Here is a 17924-nt window from a genome sequence, read left to right as displayed (position 1 = left end):
TTTTTACCACAGCCCCTCAATTTTTTGCTATAATATTCACTAGAAGAGGTGATAGTATGCGTAGGAGATTTCAAGAATTTGCGGCTCGCCGCAATAAGACACGCTATGTCTTAGCGGGTCTCTTAGTCGGGGGGCTAGTGGGGTGTATTGTGTCGGCTTTCCGCTTTATGATAGGTGCTGTCCTGTCATGGATTGTGTCAGCCTATCAGGCCATGCAGGTTAATCCTTGGCTGATTTTGCCTTATATTGCAGGGACCCTAGTCCTAGGCTATGTTCTAGGCCTAATTGTTCGGAGTGAACCTTATATTAAGGGCAGCGGGATCCCGCAGGTAGAGCTCCAACTTCAAGGGCATCTAAGCCTTAACTGGTGGTCTATTCTCTGGAAGAAATTTGTGGCGGGCGGTATTGCTATTGGGTCCGGACTCTTCCTAGGCCGAGAAGGTCCCTCCATTCAATTGGGATCAGCAGTTGGTCAGGGGGTCGCTAAGGTAACCAAGAGCAATCGCGTCCAAGAGAATATTCTGATTTCCAGTGGGGCAGGTGCCGGTCTAGCGACGGCTTTTAATGCGCCCATTGCGGGTTTGCTTTTTGTTTTGGAAGAGATTCACCATAGCTTCAGTCCGACGGTCGCTTTAACGACTTTGACAGCAACGGTGACGGCTAACTTTATCTCCCTACATGTTTTTGGTAATCATCCAGCGCTTGATTTAGGTAATCATCTCAAGTTTCCTGTCGCCTATTACGGTTATTTGGTAGTTTTAGGCCTTTTGTTAGCAACTTTCGGTTGGTGCTATCAACGTGTGACCTTTGCCTTGCCACGGCTTTATGCTAAGTTAGTGCCTTGGGTTAACCCGCCTTTCTATGGCATTGTGGCTGGCTTGCTTATCATTCCAATTGGATTGGTGGCACCCCACATTCTAGGCGGGGGTGGTGAGTTGATTTTAGAATTAGCTCACACTAAGACGCCGCTCTTAGTCCTAGCCCTTATTCTCCTAGTGCGTTTTGTATTTTCCATGGTTTCCTATGGGACTGGCCTGCCGGGCGGGATTTTCCTACCTATCCTGTCCCTAGGTGCCTTAGTAGGTGCTTTATACGGCCAGTTCATTATCAATGTCACCGGCATGGATCAGGAACTCCTGCTCTGCTTTATTTTCTTCGCTATGGCAGGAGGCTTTGCAGCCATCGGGAAAGCGCCACTTACGGCTCTGCTTCTGGTAAGTGAAATGGTAGGGGGCCTCAACCAACTCATGCCGCTCGCGGTAGTGGTCCTATCTGCCTTCCTTCTTGCGGAAGCCCTTAAGATGCCGCCAATTTATGAGGCATTAGCTGAAAAAATGCTGCACCAAGAGGACCTAGCCAAGACAGGGCGACGGACCACCTTCGAAGTGCCCATTTATGTTGACAGCCCCTTGGTTGGCCAGAAGGTGGCCGCTATTAAATGGCCTGAAGAGGTCTTGATTGCCACCATTCGCCGTGGTGAGAAAGAGTACATCACCAAAGGCAAAATGGTCCTGCAGGCAGGCGATATTCTGATTGCGGTGACGGATGAAGGCATTGTGGGCAACATGCATCAAGCCATGACCCAACTAGCTATGCCAGCGCAAGATGAATGACAATAAAAAAAGGCTGAGACAGCGTCTCAGCCTTTTTCGTTGTTAGTTTTGCATTTGGCGTTTAGAGTAAAGCCACCCGGTCAAAATCACTAGGGCGCAGAGTAAGCTGAAAACCAAAGTGGTTTGAAGGGAAGAAATCAAACTCCCGCCGATGACTAGCGCGGCCCCAATAATCCCCATAACTGGAGCAAAGAGACTGGTCAGGCGATTGCTAGCCAAGCCCTCGCGATTGAGTTTGATGACGCGAAGATAGAGAATAATGTAGAAGATGTAGTTGAAGACAATGGTAATTTCGCTGACATCTCCCTTGCCCATAATCCCGAATTTTTGCGTTAGGTAATGGATTAAAAGCCAAACTAGCGTAATAGCAGTGAAGAGGATGGCGGAAGGCACAGATACCTGATATTTAGGGTGAATCTCTTCCAAGCGACCTTTTGGTAACATGCCTTTTTCAGCATAGGCCTGTGGTAGACGCATCCCAGCTAAGAGAAGGCCATTGAGGACCCCTAGCATGGAGATAATCACCACGACTAGGATTAGGTTACCAGCGCGTTCACCTAAGAGTGAAGTCAGGGCGTAGGTGATGGCTTGGTCACCAGTTGATAGTACGAAAGTTGCCCCCAGAATGCGGACCATGCCATAGAAGAAGAGCAAGTAAGTCAAGAGAATAATGAGCGGGCCAATAATGAAGGCACGAATCAAATCACGTTTTGGATGTTTGAGCTCAGGTGCAATGGTCACGACATAGTTCCAGCCTTCATAAGTGAAGGCCAGGGGAACTAGGGCTGATAGCCAACCTAAGCCCACATTGCTCGGTTCAATTGCGGAAACACCAGCCGGAAGATTTGGCGCGGGTGCTGACCAGAAGAGACCAGCAAAGACAATCAGGGCCAAGGGTACCATCTTGATGAACATGGTCAGAGTTTGGAAGTAACCCCCGAGGACACGAGAGAGGACATTCAAGGCCATGAAGAAGAGGGTGTAGGCCAGACCTAAGAGTACTTGCTGACCTAGGTTCAGGTCAAGATTGAAGAGTAAGCCGGTGTAAATTGCAGAAGCCCAAGATACGACAGCAACCACACTTGGAATCATGACGAAGGCTAAGAACCAACCATAGCCAGTTGCTAAGCGTGAAGAGATAAAGCGGTCTAAGTAAGCCACAACCCCACCACTTGAAGTCTCTAATTTAGCAAATTCTGACAAGGATAGGGAACCAAAGACGATATTGCTGGCCCCAATGGACAGGACCAGTAAGCCTAAGGCTAGGCTACCACCCGTATAGGTCAGGATGTCATCAGCCTTGAAGTAAATCCCCGAACCGACCACAATCCCAATAATCATCGCTACAGCTGTTAAGAGGCCGTAGGCTTTTTTTGGTTGATTCATATATAATACCTCCTAATATCAAAGATGAATTACTCTACATTATACGCGTTTAGGTCAAGAGGCACAAGAAGAATTTGAATAAAGTGGCAAAAAAATGAGAATTAGATGAGTTCCGTTCGGGATGGAGCGCCTTTTATACTAGAAATATTTGTAAAAGCTACTATAAATATGACAAAAGTTCCTTAGTGATTAATCAGCACATAGAGAAGGTGGCAAAGTAAGATAGAAAAATATTTGCTAGGAGCTTACAATTATATTAGGTAAGTATGATTACTTTTATGAGGAGGAGAGGCGTATGGAACTCCAAAGCCAAACGCTTATCGGACATTTTGTCTGCAATCATCAACAGTTTTACTTAGACCGGCTGACCAATAGACAGACGGGAAAGACCTATCTCTTAAGTGAGAGTGAGCCTTTTGTTATCCATTGGCAGGAGGGCGAGCAGCTAGCCGCTAGCCAGATGCAAGCTCAGCTTGAGAAAGATACCTCAGAAGCCATTCAGGTAGATTACCAAGACGACCTAGCGCGAGTCAAGGTGATTTACGAGCTAATAGACGGCTATCTTAAATGCAAGGTTAGCCTCTTAGAGGCAAAACAGGCGATTAATTTCCTAGATTTATCGGCCATGACCTTCCAGGAGGATGCCAAGTTTTATCCGCCAAAGGAACAAGAGGCAATTCCTGAGATGGCAGGATTTAGTGGTTACTATGTGGCCTGTGGCCAGCCAGTCTACGCCAATAGTTTCTTCCTAGGGATGGAATTTCCCCTAGCAGAGAATCGCCTAGAAGAAGGTCGCTATTGGTCACGCTACTATCTAGGGCGAGAGGTGACTTCAGACCAACCAGTGAATTTACATGCGACGGTTATAGGATCAGCGGCAAGCCCTGAATATTCAAGCATCCAACAAGCCTTCTTCGCTTACATCGATAGCATTGCATTACCAAACCACTTCCGCCTACAATATAATTCCTGGTACGACCATATGTTAGACATTGACGAGGACAAGATTATGACTTCCTTTGCCGCTATACGAGCAGGTTTCAGTGATTATGGGGTGCCACTGGATACTTATGTGGTCGACGATGGCTGGGCCAATTATGAGAGCTTTTGGGAATTCAACGAGAAATTTCCGCTTGGCCTCTCATGTATCAAGGATCAAGTGGCAAGTTATGGTGGCCAGCTTGGCCTTTGGATGGGGCCACGCGGTGGCTATGGGGGCACGCAGCTGACCATGAGCAACTGGCTCAAGGCTCATCCAGAATTAGGGCTAGGGACTAAAAATGAACGCACTCAAGACGTCAATGTGGGTGACCCGGCCTATTTGGATGCCTTAGAAGCTAAGCTTCTAGCCTATCAGGACCAGTATGATCTGTCTTATTGGAAGCTAGATGGCTTTTTGATTGAGCCCGCCCAAGATGATGCCTCTGGTCCTCATGGCATGCACCAGATGACGGCGACTTACGAACGTTTGATTAGGCTCTTCCAGAACCTCCGGACAGCCTATCGCCAAAAACATGCCCAAGACCATGATGAAAAAGGGGCGAAGCGAGATTTATGGTTGAATTTAACTTCTTACGTCAATCCAAGCCCTTGGTGGCTAGCCTATGTCAATAGCCTATGGATTCAAGTTTCTCAGGATACAGGCTACGATTCACTTGGGGAGACTGATTTTGCCCGTATGATGACCTATCGAGATGATCGTTATCACGCCTTCATTCGCGAGCGAGCTATCCAAGTGCCACAGAAATACTTCTATAACCATGAGCCAATCTTTGCTCATCGGGCGACTGCAGGGCTCTTAGACCATCCTATCCAGGCCAGTGTCAGTGAATTCCGTGACTATCTCTACTTTATTGGGACGCGCGGTAATGCCTTCTGGGAGTGCTATTATTCCTACGACCTCTTCGACCAGGAACGTTGGCGTGCCAATGCCGAGGCCATTCGCTGGGTACAGGATAACTATGACGATTGCCTTAAGAATAGTCGCTTTATCGGCCATAAGCCAGCTGACCATACGGGGTTGTATGGCTATCGCTGTTTGAGTGATGACGGGCGTCGTGTCATTCTGTCGCTACGTAATCCGACAGCTCAACCTCAAACCTATGTTTTGGGGGATGGCGAACTCCAGACCCTCATGCAAGTCGCAGGTCGTGCAAGCTTGGAACGGACGGAAAAGCATATTTGGCAGGCTACTTTAGCGCCTCAGGAACTGGTCATCTATCAACTGACCTATGCTGATCCCATGGTTGGTTCAAGAACTTAGAATGTTAAAAAAATCCGCACTGATTGAGTGCGGATTTTTGTATGCCATCATACCCCTCGGCTAACGATAGCGCCGACGCCATTCCATAGGTGTCATTCCCTTGACACGTTTGAAGGCCGAAGAAAAGTTGAACTGATTGCTGTAGCCAATTTGATCGGCAATGTCGCGAATGGAACGATTAGTTGAGGCCAAGAGCTCGCAGGATTGGTTGATACGATAGGTCAAGATAAACTGCGAAGGTGTCATGTGGAGCTCTTGTTTGAAGAGTCGGGTGAAATAGTTGCGGTTGAGGTGGCAGATGTCTGCCAGTTGATCGACGCTGGGATTGTCCATATAGTGGTCCTGGATATAGTGGATAGCCTCTCGAATATAGAAGGAGTGAATCTCGTTAGGACGCTGCTGAGGACTGTGCTTGGAAAAGCGAATCAGATGATCAACTAAGAGATAGAGCTGGGCAATCAGAAAGGACTCATGCTGGGAGTGGTTGCGGATGATGGTCTCTAGAGTGTCTTTGATACTAGAGATAATCATGGGCTTATGAGGTGTAAAGATTAGGTTGTTAGCATTCAAACCTGCTTGGCGCATGAAATTAGCAGCCTTAAGTCCATTGAACTCAATCCAGCAATAGGTCCAGGGATCGTCTTGGTCAGCCGTATAGGAACAAACCGTGTTAGGAGGCATGAGAAAGCCTTGGCCTGGTCCCAGTTGAATGGCCTCGTGTCTCTCATTCTCAAGAAAGCTCCCCCGCCCCGACAGGATGTAGTGGAAGAGGTAATTATGGGTCAGGGTTGGCCCATAATGATGCCAGGGGTCACACTTCTCCTTGCCAAACTGAATGGGGTAGAGGTCAACAGAAGATATATTATGGAAAACGTAAAACTCTTGCTCGGACATGGATATCACCTCGTCTGATAGAAGTTATAATACTATTATAATGCTAGTTAGCTTAGATAGTCAATTTAGATATGTTGAAAAGAGACAAAATATATGTTGTACGTACATGATGCGTCATTCTTAAATAAAAAACTAGGCATTATAAGATATGAAACCGCTATCTACCAGTGTATAATTTAAATATCAAATAAATAAGGAGTGTTCATCATGTTATCAGCACATAAACGTCGTTGGCCAAGCTTTATATTCAGCCTATTATTGGTATTGGGTGTAGTAACTCCAACACTATTTGTACATGATTCTGTGGCCGCACAAGGGCAGACAACAATTACTTACGGTATTTGGGACTCACGCCAAGAGCCGGGGTTGAGACAGATTGCAGACGATTTTGAAAAAGCTAATCCTGATATCAAGGTTGATATCCAGGTAACAGGATGGGAAGGCTATTGGACAATGTTAGAGGCTGCTGCGACAGGTGGATCACTACCTGATGTATTCTGGATGCATTCAAATGAAATCTATAAATACGGTGCTAATGATCAATTGTTGCCACTGGATGATTTAATCAAGGAATCTAACTTAGATCTTAGCAAATTCCCTCAAGGTCTGGTTGATATTTATAAGGTCAACGGTCATCAGTATGGTATTCCAAAAGACTTTGACACTATCGCATTATGGTATAACAAGAAGTTATTTGATGAAGCGGGTGTTGCCTATCCGACTGATAAGTGGACCTGGGATGATTTAAAAGAAGCCGCAAAGAAATTAACTAATAAGGATAAGGAAATTTATGGTATTGCTACAATGCTAGCAAACCAAGAAGGCTTTTATAATTTTATGTATACCAATGGTGGGACTGCTTTAACATCTGACAATAAGTCTGGCTACACGGATCCAAAGACAGTTGAAGCGTTAGAATATTATTTCAGTTTTGGACGAGAAGGCCTAAGTCCAACTACTGGCGATGCCATGGATTATTTCGCTAATGATAAGGCAGCGATGGCTCTCTTTGGTTCATGGCGGATTGGGAGCATTATCAGTAATGAAAGTCTTAAAGATAAGGTGGATGTAGTGCCATTGCCTAGCAAAGATGGTAAGAGAGTATCTATTTATAATGGTTTAGCAAATGCTATCTCTGCTAAGACAGAGCATAAAGAAGCGGCTTGGAAATTTGTTAATTATCTGTCCAGCAAAGAGGTACAAGAAAAGGCCTCCAAACTAGGGGTTGCAATCTCCGCCTATGAAGGTGCTTCTGATGTTTGGGTGGATACTAACAAGCAATTTAACCTTAAGTCATACATAGAAGAGATCAAAGATGCTCAAATCCGTCCATATACACACGAAACCACAAAATGGGAAGAAAAAGTATATGAAATTCTTAAGCCAGCATATCTAGGTGAAAAACCAGTGAAAGAAGCTGCAGAAGAAGCAGCTAAAGCTATGAACGAGCTTATAGAAGAGGAAGAGTAGTGCTTAATAAGTAATGTTTGTGTGGGGCTATCTTGAAAGGTTAGGTAGCCCCGCTCTTCAGATATGAAGATATTATAAAGGCAAGCAAGGCGGTGAAATCAATGACAAACTCGTTTAAGAAGAAAGATTGGATATGGGCATATGGCTTTGTTGCGCCGACTATTCTGGGGCTCCTTATTCTCAATATCATTCCAATTTTTCAAACCTTTTATTTGAGCTTTCATAAGTCAGGCGCATTTGGAAAGGGCGATAAATTTATTGGCCTTAAAAATTATGCGAAGTTATTTTCGGATCCCCAAGTCTGGCAAGCAACGTGGAACACTTTACGCTATATGCTACTTGTCGTTCCACCGACTATCGTTATTTCCTTAATTCTAGCGGTTATTCTGAATAGTAAAATTAAAGGGCGAAATTTCTATCGCTCAGTTTACTTCTTGCCTATGGTTGCAGCGCCGGCCGCTATTACCATGGTATGGAAATGGCTCTATAATACCCAGTTTGGTTTAATAAACCATGTATTAGGTTATTTTGGAGTTGGCCCGATTGCCTGGATTGATGATCCGCAATTTGCTATGTACTCTGTTGCCATCATCGGCATTTGGGGAAGTATTGGTTACAACATGATACTTTTGTTAGCCGGGTTACAAGAAATCCCTAAAGATTATTACGAAGCAGCCACAATGGATGGAGCAACGCCCATTAAAAAGTTATTTTCGATTACCTTACCGCTCTTGTCACCACAGATATTCTTTGTTTTGGTAACAAGTATTATTTCATCTTTACAGGTGTTCGATACTATCTATATGATGATACTTAATACCAGTCCAGCCTATGACTCAACAGTTTCTTTAGTTTACCTTTTCTATAATAATACCTTTAAGTATAGTGATAAAGGCTATGGATCGACTATTGTCATATTGTTATTGGCGATTATTATGCTAATTACCGTGATTCAAGTTCGGCTCCAGAAGAAATGGGTTAATTATATGGAGGGATAATTATGTCAAAACCGATGGTATCAAAAGGTCTAGTTCATGTATTTTTGATTCTAGTAGCTCTATCTATGTTGTTACCCTTCTTATGGATGGTTCTGACCTCCTTCAAGACGGTAACGGAATCTACTCAATTAGATCCATTTGTCTTCTGGCCCAGCCAGTGGCATTTTGAGAATTATACGCAAGTAATTCGAGATAATAACTTCGCAGTCCTATATTTTAATACACTAGCTATGATGTTTTTTAGACTAGTATGTGGCTTGCTATTTTCAGCGATGGCAGCCTATGCCTTTGCTCGACTGCAATTTCCAGGCAGAGATTTGTTATTTGGATTGGTGCTTTTCCAAATGATGATTCCCTCTCAAATTTTCATTATTCCGCAATACCTGATGGTAGATGCTATGGGCATGCGTAACACGATTTTTGCGCTTGTTTTCCCTGGGATTGTCTCAGCATTCGGTACTTTTCTCTTGAGACAGTTCTTTATGGGACTACCACGATCCTTAGAAGAATCTGCCATTCTTGATGGGGCCAATGTGGGACAAATATTCTTTTCCATCATGCTACCATTGGCAAAATCTGGTCTGGTTGCCTTAGGTATCTTCACAGCGCTATTTGCTTTTAAGGATTTAATGTGGCCACTAATCATTAATCCACAGGTAGATAAAGCGACCCTTTCATCTGCTTTATCCAAGATACAAGGCGCCTACACAGTCAACTATCCGCATTTGATGGCCGCATCAGTACTTGCAATATGGCCAATGGCGCTAATTTATGTCTTCTTCCAACGACAATTTATTCAAGGTATTGCAACAACTGGTAGCAAATTATAAGGAGGGGTTTAGATGATACATTACAACGACAAAAATAAGACCTTTCATCTTCAAAATGATCAAATTTCTTATGTTATGAAAGTTGATGAATATGGTGTGTTAAGTCATTGCTATTTTGGCTCACGATTACCACGATATTCTAACTACTTGTCTTACCCAGTCATTCATAGGGACTTTGAAGTTGACTTTGTTGATCAAAATCAAAAGACTAAACGAGATTGGTCATTAGGAAATATCTTACAGGAATTTCCAGGATATAATCATGGCGATTATCGTCACCCGGCTTTAATCTTACGGCAAATGGACGGAAGTAGTGTGACAGATTTTAGATATCAGTCATATGAAATTATAAAGGGGGCCTCATCTATAGAGGGGCTACCGCATGCTTATGTCGATTCAAGTGAGCTGGCTGAAACGCTGAAAGTTCGTTTGGGCGATCCAATCCACTCATGGTTTGTAGATCTCTACTATACAGTTTTCAGGAATCATCCGATTATTACTCGTTGGGCAGTCTTCCGAAATGAAAGTGCAGAACCGGTAACGATAGAGCGTATGGCTAGTTTTAGTTTAGATCTATCACCTCGTCCATCTGAAATCATTCAACTGAATGGTGCTTGGGGACGCGAAAGAATGCTCGAGAGAGAAGCCGTACACCGAGGTCGTAAGGTATATGATAGTAAGCGGGGGACGAGTAGTCATCAACAAACTCCGTTTATGGCTTTGGTATCTCCAAACACAACGGAAAATCAAGGGGTTGCCCTAGGGGTTCAGTTGGTATATAGCGGTAGCCACGAGCTTAGTGTAGAACAGGACCCCTATCAACAAATCCGATTACAAGCAGGGATCCAATCGACAGGTTTCCACTGGAAAGTAGAGCCCGACCAAGAATTTGCTACACCACAAGTTGTGCTCGCTTATAGTGAAGATGGCTTAAATGGTATGTCACAAGCATTCCATCATTTCCTTAAAAACCATCTCATCCCAGCTCGCTTCCGAGATAAAGAACGTCCTGTACTTATTAATAATTGGGAAGGTACCTATTTTGCCTTTACTGAAGAACGTCTGCATGCAATGGTGGACTCAGCTTCAGATTTAGGTGTTGAGCTTTTTGTTTTGGATGATGGGTGGTTTGGCAAACGAGATTGGGACGATTCGTCATTGGGCGACTGGTTTGAATATAAGACTAAGCTGCCTCATGGACTTAAAGGTTTAGCGGATTACGTTCATAGTAAAGGGATGCAGTTTGGACTTTGGTTTGAACCTGAGATGATCTCAGAAGATTCTGAGCTCTATCGGCAACACCCTGACTTTGCTCTCCATACACCAGGACGTGCTAAGTCCTATGGTAGAAATCAATATGTTCTAGATATGTCTCGTTCGGATGTACAAGACCATATATACCATCAAATGGTAGCTGTTATCGAGCATACTGGATTGAATTATATTAAATGGGATATGAATCGACATTTAAGTGAAGTTTATTCAAGTGCTTTTCCTTATGATCAACAGGGAGAGATAGCTCATCGGTATATGCTAGGGGTTTATGCCTTAATGTCACGTATTACTTCTCGATATCCAGAAATACTCTTTGAAAGTTGTTCTGGTGGTGGCGGGCGCTTTGATTTAGGGATATTAGCTTATATGCCGCAAGTATGGACTAGTGATAATTCGGATGCGGTAGCTAGATTGAAAATTCAGTATGGAACTTCTCTTATGGTACCTACTAATGCTATGGGGGCACACGTCTCAGCTGTGCCAAATCACCAAACTGGGCGTAAGACACCGCTAGCATCACGAGCGGCAGTTGCTTTCTATGGAGCATTTGGCTATGAGCTAGATTTTACTAAGCTAACAAAATCTGAGCAATCCGAAATAAAGGACCAAGTTGCATTCTATAAAAACCATCGGACTCTTTTCCAACAAGGGACTTTCCATCGTTTACTTAGCCCTTTTGAAGATGATGGGAACCTTACTGCTTGGAGTTTGACCAATGATTCTCAGACAGAATCTATGGTCATGGTCTTCCAAGTATTAAGAAAGGCTTCGCAGCCATTGCAAGTACTTAAACTAGAAGGTCTGAAATCAGAATGTCAATATCGTGTGACCCAAGTACTAGGCGAAGGCGCTTGGGGTGCCACCCTTTCAAAAGAAGAAGGAGGTCCAGAAGCTGAAGCTATGTCTTTAACTGACTCGGCATGTGATGACTCAAATTCTAATAACAGTGGAGTAGAGTCAGGCTTCCAATCATTTGAAGCAAGTGGTGCAGAGTTAATGAAGGCAGGTTTTTATCTCTACCCTCAAGTAACGAAGGATTTTGTAGGTAGGCTCTTCTATGTAGAGGCTATAAAATAATTTAACCGAGGCTAAATTAAAATGAATTTAGCCTCGGTTATTATTTTTAAGGGGTGTTTTGATGGACGAAACATTCAACATCCAAAAGTCAGCAGAAAATTGACAAGATACAAGATGTGAATAGTTAAAATGTTGATTTATCAGGTTTTCATCGGGTGTATAGGGTTAAATCTAGTGAGAAGGAATGAAGCGAAAGCTTTACCAAGCTTTGAGAACTTTGGTATAATGATGACATATTAATAGTCTATTAATTAAAGTCTTAACGGCACGAGGTTTTTTTAGGGCAGACTGTGAGGTAAGGATAATGACAGAAGAAGTCAAGCAAAGCCACCAACCAGGCTTTGAAAGATACATGTCTATTTATACCGCTTTAAGAGTCATTACTTTTGTGACTGGTATTATTATGCTAGTTAACTTAAACCGATACCCAGACGGAAAAGTAGGAGGTAGTCCTAATGTCAGAGAAAAAGAAGCATCATCATAAACCGCACTTTTATGATTTTATGTTTTGGTATACTATCATGAGAATCCTGACTTTTATGACAGGACATCTTTTATTCACTTTTCATCCCTTTGTTCCACTTTTTGCGACTATCTATTTTGGTAGGCTACTAGCTTTCTATTTGTTAATGAGAGGTTGGATAGGCAATAAGGATATCCATTTCAAGGCAGGCTTTCTGATAGATACGATACTGACTGGGATTGAACTTTTACCTTGGTTATTAGGATTCTTAATAATATGGCCATATGCGCTTGGAGCATTAATATCATCCTGGCATATGCCTTTGGTATTTGTGGTTCCAATCGTTATCTGGCTCGTTTTATTTGGAGCCAAGCGCCGTTTTGATTCAGACTAGTCAGATTGGCTGTTTAGTTATGGACTAGTAATATAAGCTTAATTGTAAGTTAAGGAGGCACATGCATTGATTGACGAGAGTAAAAAGGGGCGCCAGTCCAAGTTTAACCTTTACATGACCTTGTACACTGTTTTGCGAGTATTAACGTTGATAACAGGCTTAGATTTAATGTCGTTCGCATTTGTACTTGGGTTTGTATATGTTGGGCGCCTATTGGCTTTCTATTGGTTGATGATTGCGTGGAAAGATCATGATGCGACAATCTTCAAAAGAGGCTACCAACTGGATTTAGTTTTGACCAGTCTAGAAGTAGGCTTAGGGGTGCTTGGAATCTTATTTTTCCCATATATTTTATGGGCAAGCCAAGGCCTTATCCTGATACTATTGATTATCCCTATCATAATCTGGCTAGTACTCCTAGGCGCCAATAACCGTTTCGAAGAAGCAAGGGCTGTTTGGTTACATGAACTGGAAACTAAGAGATACGAGCGGCAATCGTAAGATTAGTAGGGAGCCTAATGACAGAAGAAAACAAGAAGGATCACCAAGCTGATTTCGAAGGTTTCATGATAATTCCGTTTTAAGAATTCTATCTGTTGTGCTAGTCACTTTTTATTAGAGCTACCGCAGTCTACATACAGTGCGGTCTTGCCTAGCTAGTTCTAACTAGGCAAAGCCAGTAAGATTGAATATCCCTAAGAGGAGGAAAACATATGCAAGTTAACAGGTCAGTATCTAATCAGCAACGTTGGTTGCTGGAATGCCAACTGGTTTATCTTTTATTCCGGCTTAGCCCCATTCTTTTTGGTTCTGCCATATTTAGTTGGTTAAGTCAGACTATTTTAGGGCACTTATTGTTAGAAGAAGCAATCTTTTTATTACCACTAGTACTGACTTGGTTAGGTTATAAGTCAAAGCAAGCCTGGTGTCATTATCTAGCTAGCGCGGTCAATGCCGGTATTGTCATCTATACCTTGCTAAGTTTCAATTTTCAAAGCTTATTGGCCTTTTCGCCACTTATCGCTTTATCAAATCTCATCCCAAAACTCTTTGTATCAGTAGTTCCTATGGTTTATTGTGCCTATCAGCAATTCTTGGTCGGACGCCAATTGAATAAGCAAGGAAATCAATTAAAGCTAGTTCCAACTGAGGGGAATAAGGCACTTAATCGTGTGTTTTTAGGCTATCTCTTCATTAAAGGATGGCAGATGCTCATCTTACACCTGAATTATTCTCATGAGCCCCTTTACCTATTAGTTATAATCTTATGTCTTGCTACTACCTACTTAGCTTGGTGGGGTTACCGCCATCATCGCCCGGACTTGCTCAAGAGAGCCTGGAACTTAGATCTAGTTTATCTCCTAATGGCTATCTTGTTTCTTATCGTTTATAGAATCGCTCTTTTGGTGATAGGGGCGATGATTTTTCAATTTCTTAATCAGGCGAGAGATTCCGAGATATTAGCAAATGTTATCTATAGCCTGGGCTTATCTGCTCTACTCTTGATAGGGCTACCGACACTCCCCTTATTTTTCTTACGTAAGCTTAAAGCGGGTGTTCAAGACTATGTCTTTGGCGTGACTTCCCATTACCAAGGGGAAGAAGCCTATCAGTTACAAGATTTAGACCAAGTATTGACCCAAGCAGAGAACTTAAAAGACCAATCGATTGAATGTCGAATGATTATCGATGAGAAGGGCTTTTTAGGACAAGTAGGAGATGCTTACTGGTTTACTTTCAGTCAGTCTACTGGTGGGGGAGCCTCAGCTAAAGTTCTGCGGGTGCGTGTTCAGGGAAAAGTCCCACACGCTATCAGCAGTTGGCAGGGAGTCCTAACTCTTCGTGGACAAGTAGGCTATCATGAAACAGACAGTCAGGCCATCCCTAACGGTTGGTTTCTAGATGCAGACTGGCTTGCTTTTGTGCCAGATAAGAATTAAGAGCTGTTTTTAGAAAGTGCGGGAGACTCCGCACTTTTTTTGGCTAGTCGGTTAATGACGCATTTTGGGGACTCTGTTATAATAAAAGAAAAGAAAGGAGGGACTGCCATGGAACCCATAGTAGACAAAGCAGGCCAAGAACGCGCCTTTGCTTTATTTTTAGTCTTCAAGGTTTTGGCCGGTTTATGGATTTATCAGAACATCTTTAACTGGGACTTCATTAACTTGCCTTTTGCTGCCTGGCTACTAGCTATGGCAGTCACCTGGTTGGCTTGGTTATACCAATTTGGATCCACCATGAGATGGGCCTATCGCTTGGAATGGCTGGGGCTGGTTGTGCTCTGGGGGCGTCTGCTGATGGGGCTGCTTGTGCCAGGGCAAGGAAGCACAAAACTAAGGACTGCCTACGAAGTCGACTTGATGATTCGGTCAGGGGTCTTCTTCCTGGCTTCACTAATTTGGAGTCATCGCCTTAAGAACTTCGCCCAAGCTTGGCCTAAATCAGAAGGGGTTCGAAATAAGAAGCAAGTGGCCTTGGGACGTCATCAGTTGGGCTTGGCTTACTTACAGACAGGGATGTTGCTCTATTTCCTAGTCCCTTTATTGAATAATTTGCGTTTTGGCTTTAACAATTTGGATTGGCGTGAGGCAGCGCTTCTCAATGGCCTCTTAGTCTTGAGCGCGATTCTAGCGACAGTAGCTCGTCATGGCCAGACCTGGCGGCTTTATCTTGGACTTGTAGGAGTTAATCTTCTGCTCTTTTGCTATCCTTTTCTCTATTGGCTCATGATGCGAGGTGGCGTGGGTGTCGGACCTGCTTATTGGCGAAGCCTGGTCTTGTACTTGCCTTTTGCCTATTTGTCGGCGCAAAGCGCCTGGCTAGTTAGCAAAGTGAAGTAAAATATCTACTAATAAATCAAAAAGCATCGTCAGCTAAGAACAGGTTCATAGAGCCTGTTTTCTTTTGCTAAACAATGAAACTTTGTTTCTTTGTTATAAACAATTAGGTGAAACTCAGTTGTCGTAAGGGCTTAAGTATGCTATACTGTAGGCGAAATGGGCTGGGGAGACCCAGTATGAGAGTGGTATATAAATTGATAAGGATAAAGGAGTGAAAGCAATGAGTTGTATTACCAAGATTAAGAGTGCCTTGGAATCCATGACCGCAACCGAGCAAATGATTGGCCGTTATATTTTGGAACACCGTCATGAAGTCTTGGAGATGAATACGCTAGAATTGGGTTGGGCTTCAGGTACATCAGGGGCAGCTTGGACTCGTTTTGCTAAGAAGATGGGCTATAAGGGTTTACCTGCCTTGAAGTTGGATTTGGCCCAAGATCGCACCGATGAAGAGATGCCAGAAGTAGATCTTTTCTTGGATCCAAGGGATACGCTAGGGGCCTTGTTGCATAAGACCCAGACCATTTTGGAACAGAATCTACGTCGAACCTATGAACTCATTGATGAAGCTGTCCTAGCTCAAGCCATTGACATGATGGCCAGTGCCCATCGTCTCTTCCTCTGTGGGATTGGGGGTAGTGGGATCGTCTGCATGGACTTGGTTCACAAATTGACGCGGATTAATCGCCCAGTTACTTATGACCGCGACACCCATGTGCTGATGGCACAGATGGCGCACTGTATGCCAGGAGATGTGGTGTTAGTTGTCAGCTATAGCGGTAATACGCATACCGTTAACCAAATGGCTTATTTGGCTAAGGAGCAAGGGGCTAAGATTATCGCCATTACCGGCCACAATCTCAAGGCACCGCTCGCAAGTTTAGCCGACGTCTGCCTCTTCATTCCTCGGGACGAAAAGGAAATCCGTCTAGGCTCCGTAACTTCTCGAGATGGCTCCTTAATTGTGACAGACCTACTCTACTATGGTGTGGCACAACGCCAATTCCATGCAACCAAGGAACACCTAGTTAAGACCCGGAAAATGATTCGAAAAATTGATTAAAGCAAAAAGGTTGGGTTTAGACCCAACCTTTTTTGTCCAGATAGAGTGGATTAACTAGGCGCTTGACCTCCTAATGATTTGCAGATTTTAAAGTCAATTCAGCAGATTTTTTAAAAGGCGTTTTGAAGAAAATCTATTTCGACTAATGCCTGTATAATAAGTGAATAGGGTATAGAATATAACTTTCTTAATTGGTCACGATTTTATTGGGAGTTCGGGTTAACCCGAACTCGTGGTATAAAATTGAACTAATATAGTTAATGTTGTAGCGAGGCGCCCCTAGGTTATAAACCGTTTACATATCCGAAGAATCATGCTATACTAATTAATAACAAAATGTAAACAAAAGGGCGTAATCAAAGGTTAGTCTTATCTTTATTATTGTCAAAAAGAAAGAAGGATTCACATGGTGAAACGTTTGATTAGTGCCAACACGTCGGAAATTCTGGCCATGTCAGCAGCAGAACTAAAGCAGAGTATTAAGGCTAGTGAAGGTCGAGTGATTTTGTCGGAGAATGTGGGCTTTAAGGAGTCCTACATTGGGGATATTACCAACTCGGAGATGGCTCGCGCTTTTGGGGCGGACCTGATTTTGCTTAACGGGGTGGATTTATTAAATCCGGTCATATCAGCCATCGATCCAAATGTCCCTAATTTTGTCGCAGAGCTCCATCGCCTAGTAGGACGGCCAATTGGGGTTAATCTGGAACCTGTTGATGCTAGCGCCCAGATGAATGAAGAACGTCAGGAATTGGTGACGGGTCGCCAGCTTAATGAAGCTTCCTTACAAGCGGCTCAAGCGCTAGGTGTTGATTTTATCTGTTTGACTGGGAATCCCGGGACCGGTGTGACCAATAAGACCATTGCGTCAGCCATTAGGCTGACTAAGCAGCACTTCTCGGGCTTAGTGATTGCGGGTAAGATGCATGGGGCAGGGGTTGACGAGCCTGTTGCCGACTTAGAAGCGGTCAGCCAATTCATTGAGGCTGGAGCCGATATTATTTTGGCGCCGGCTGTAGGCAGTGTGCCAGGCTTCGATGAGGCCGATCTCAAGGCCATTGTTCAGCGGGCCCATCAAGCAGGTGCCCTAGTCATGAGCGCCATCGGAACTAGCCAAGAAAGTTCGGATACGGACACCATTAAGCAGATGGCTATCCGCAATAAGATTTGTGGGGTAGACATCCAGCACATTGGGGACTCCGGTTACGGCTGTTTGGCTCCAGTGGAGAATATTTTTGCCCTCAGTAAGGCGATTCGCGGCCAACGGCATACCATTTCTATGATTGCGCGTTCCATTAACCGCTAATTAAGGCAATAAAAAGAGCGGACCTTCTACTAGCTTCAGTAGAAGGTCCGCT

Annotated in this window: 15 protein-coding genes; 13 read left to right on the top strand and 2 right to left on the bottom strand. The window is 43.7% G+C overall.

Annotation, left to right across the window (positions count from 1 at the left end):
- Positions 1–56: 56 nt before the first annotated feature.
- Positions 57–1613, top strand: a complete 1557-nt coding sequence (locus GCWU000182_RS02965) for a ClC family H(+)/Cl(-) exchange transporter (RefSeq protein WP_023391262.1) — start codon at positions 57–59, stop codon at positions 1611–1613.
- Positions 1614–1655: 42 nt separating this feature from the next.
- Here the strand turns inward: GCWU000182_RS02965 and GCWU000182_RS02960 are convergent, their stop codons facing one another.
- Positions 1656–2999, bottom strand: a complete 1344-nt coding sequence (locus GCWU000182_RS02960) for an APC family permease (RefSeq protein WP_023391261.1) — start codon at positions 2997–2999, stop codon at positions 1656–1658.
- A 295-nt stretch (positions 3000–3294) separates the two neighbouring features.
- Between GCWU000182_RS02960 and GCWU000182_RS02955 the strand changes: the two genes are divergently transcribed.
- Positions 3295–5262, top strand: a complete 1968-nt coding sequence (locus tag GCWU000182_RS02955; RefSeq protein WP_023391260.1) for an alpha-galactosidase — start codon at positions 3295–3297, stop codon at positions 5260–5262.
- A 60-nt stretch (positions 5263–5322) separates the two neighbouring features.
- Here the strand turns inward: GCWU000182_RS02955 and GCWU000182_RS02950 are convergent, their stop codons facing one another.
- On the bottom strand, positions 5323–6156 hold the full coding sequence (locus GCWU000182_RS02950; protein ID WP_023391259.1) for an AraC family transcriptional regulator: 834 nt from the start codon (positions 6154–6156) through the stop codon (positions 5323–5325).
- 207 nt (positions 6157–6363) lie between these two features.
- Between GCWU000182_RS02950 and GCWU000182_RS02945 the strand changes: the two genes are divergently transcribed.
- The 11 genes from GCWU000182_RS02945 to GCWU000182_RS02900 all read left to right on the top strand — a co-directional run bounded on the left by GCWU000182_RS02945 (position 6364) and on the right by GCWU000182_RS02900 (position 17872).
- Entirely contained in the window at positions 6364–7626 is a 1263-nt protein-coding gene (locus tag GCWU000182_RS02945; protein WP_051372918.1) for an ABC transporter substrate-binding protein, read from the top strand.
- A 101-nt stretch (positions 7627–7727) separates the two neighbouring features.
- Entirely contained in the window at positions 7728–8624 is an 897-nt protein-coding gene (locus tag GCWU000182_RS02940) for a carbohydrate ABC transporter permease (RefSeq protein WP_023391257.1), read from the top strand.
- Between the two features lie 2 nt (positions 8625–8626).
- Entirely contained in the window at positions 8627–9454 is an 828-nt protein-coding gene (locus GCWU000182_RS02935) for a carbohydrate ABC transporter permease (protein WP_023391256.1), read from the top strand.
- Between the two features lie 12 nt (positions 9455–9466).
- Complete coding sequence (locus tag GCWU000182_RS02930) at positions 9467–11806, top strand: alpha-galactosidase (protein WP_023391255.1); 2340 nt, start codon at positions 9467–9469, stop codon at positions 11804–11806.
- A 304-nt stretch (positions 11807–12110) separates the two neighbouring features.
- Positions 12111–12290 carry a hypothetical protein gene (locus GCWU000182_RS10145; protein WP_023391254.1) on the top strand — a complete coding sequence of 60 codons (180 nt, stop codon included), beginning with the start codon at positions 12111–12113 and terminating at the stop codon, positions 12288–12290.
- Positions 12262–12663 (top strand): hypothetical protein, encoded by a 402-nt coding sequence (locus tag GCWU000182_RS02925; protein WP_023391253.1) that lies wholly within the window; start codon positions 12262–12264, stop codon positions 12661–12663. Before GCWU000182_RS10145 ends, GCWU000182_RS02925 begins: the two co-directional genes overlap by 29 nt.
- Positions 12664–12729: 66 nt before the next feature.
- Entirely contained in the window at positions 12730–13164 is a 435-nt protein-coding gene (locus tag GCWU000182_RS02920; protein WP_023391252.1) for a hypothetical protein, read from the top strand.
- A gap of 212 nt (positions 13165–13376) precedes the next feature.
- Entirely contained in the window at positions 13377–14603 is a 1227-nt protein-coding gene (locus tag GCWU000182_RS02915; RefSeq protein WP_023391251.1) for a hypothetical protein, read from the top strand.
- Between the two features lie 108 nt (positions 14604–14711).
- Complete coding sequence (locus GCWU000182_RS02910) at positions 14712–15503, top strand: hypothetical protein (RefSeq protein ID WP_035363960.1); 792 nt, start codon at positions 14712–14714, stop codon at positions 15501–15503.
- Positions 15504–15723: 220 nt separating this feature from the next.
- A complete protein-coding gene (locus GCWU000182_RS02905) occupies positions 15724–16566 on the top strand; it encodes a MurR/RpiR family transcriptional regulator (RefSeq protein ID WP_023391249.1) in 843 nt (280 codons plus the stop codon).
- A gap of 406 nt (positions 16567–16972) precedes the next feature.
- Positions 16973–17872 (top strand): DUF7916 family protein, encoded by a 900-nt coding sequence (locus GCWU000182_RS02900; RefSeq protein WP_023391248.1) that lies wholly within the window; start codon positions 16973–16975, stop codon positions 17870–17872.
- The last annotated feature ends 52 nt before the right edge of the window (positions 17873–17924 follow it).

The sequence above is a fragment of the Abiotrophia defectiva ATCC 49176 genome, from assembly GCF_000160075.2.
GTDB classification, from domain to species: domain Bacteria; phylum Bacillota; class Bacilli; order Lactobacillales; family Aerococcaceae; genus Abiotrophia; species Abiotrophia defectiva.
Note: the sequence above shows the minus strand (reverse complement) of the source record. Positions and strands in the feature narration are given on the sequence as shown.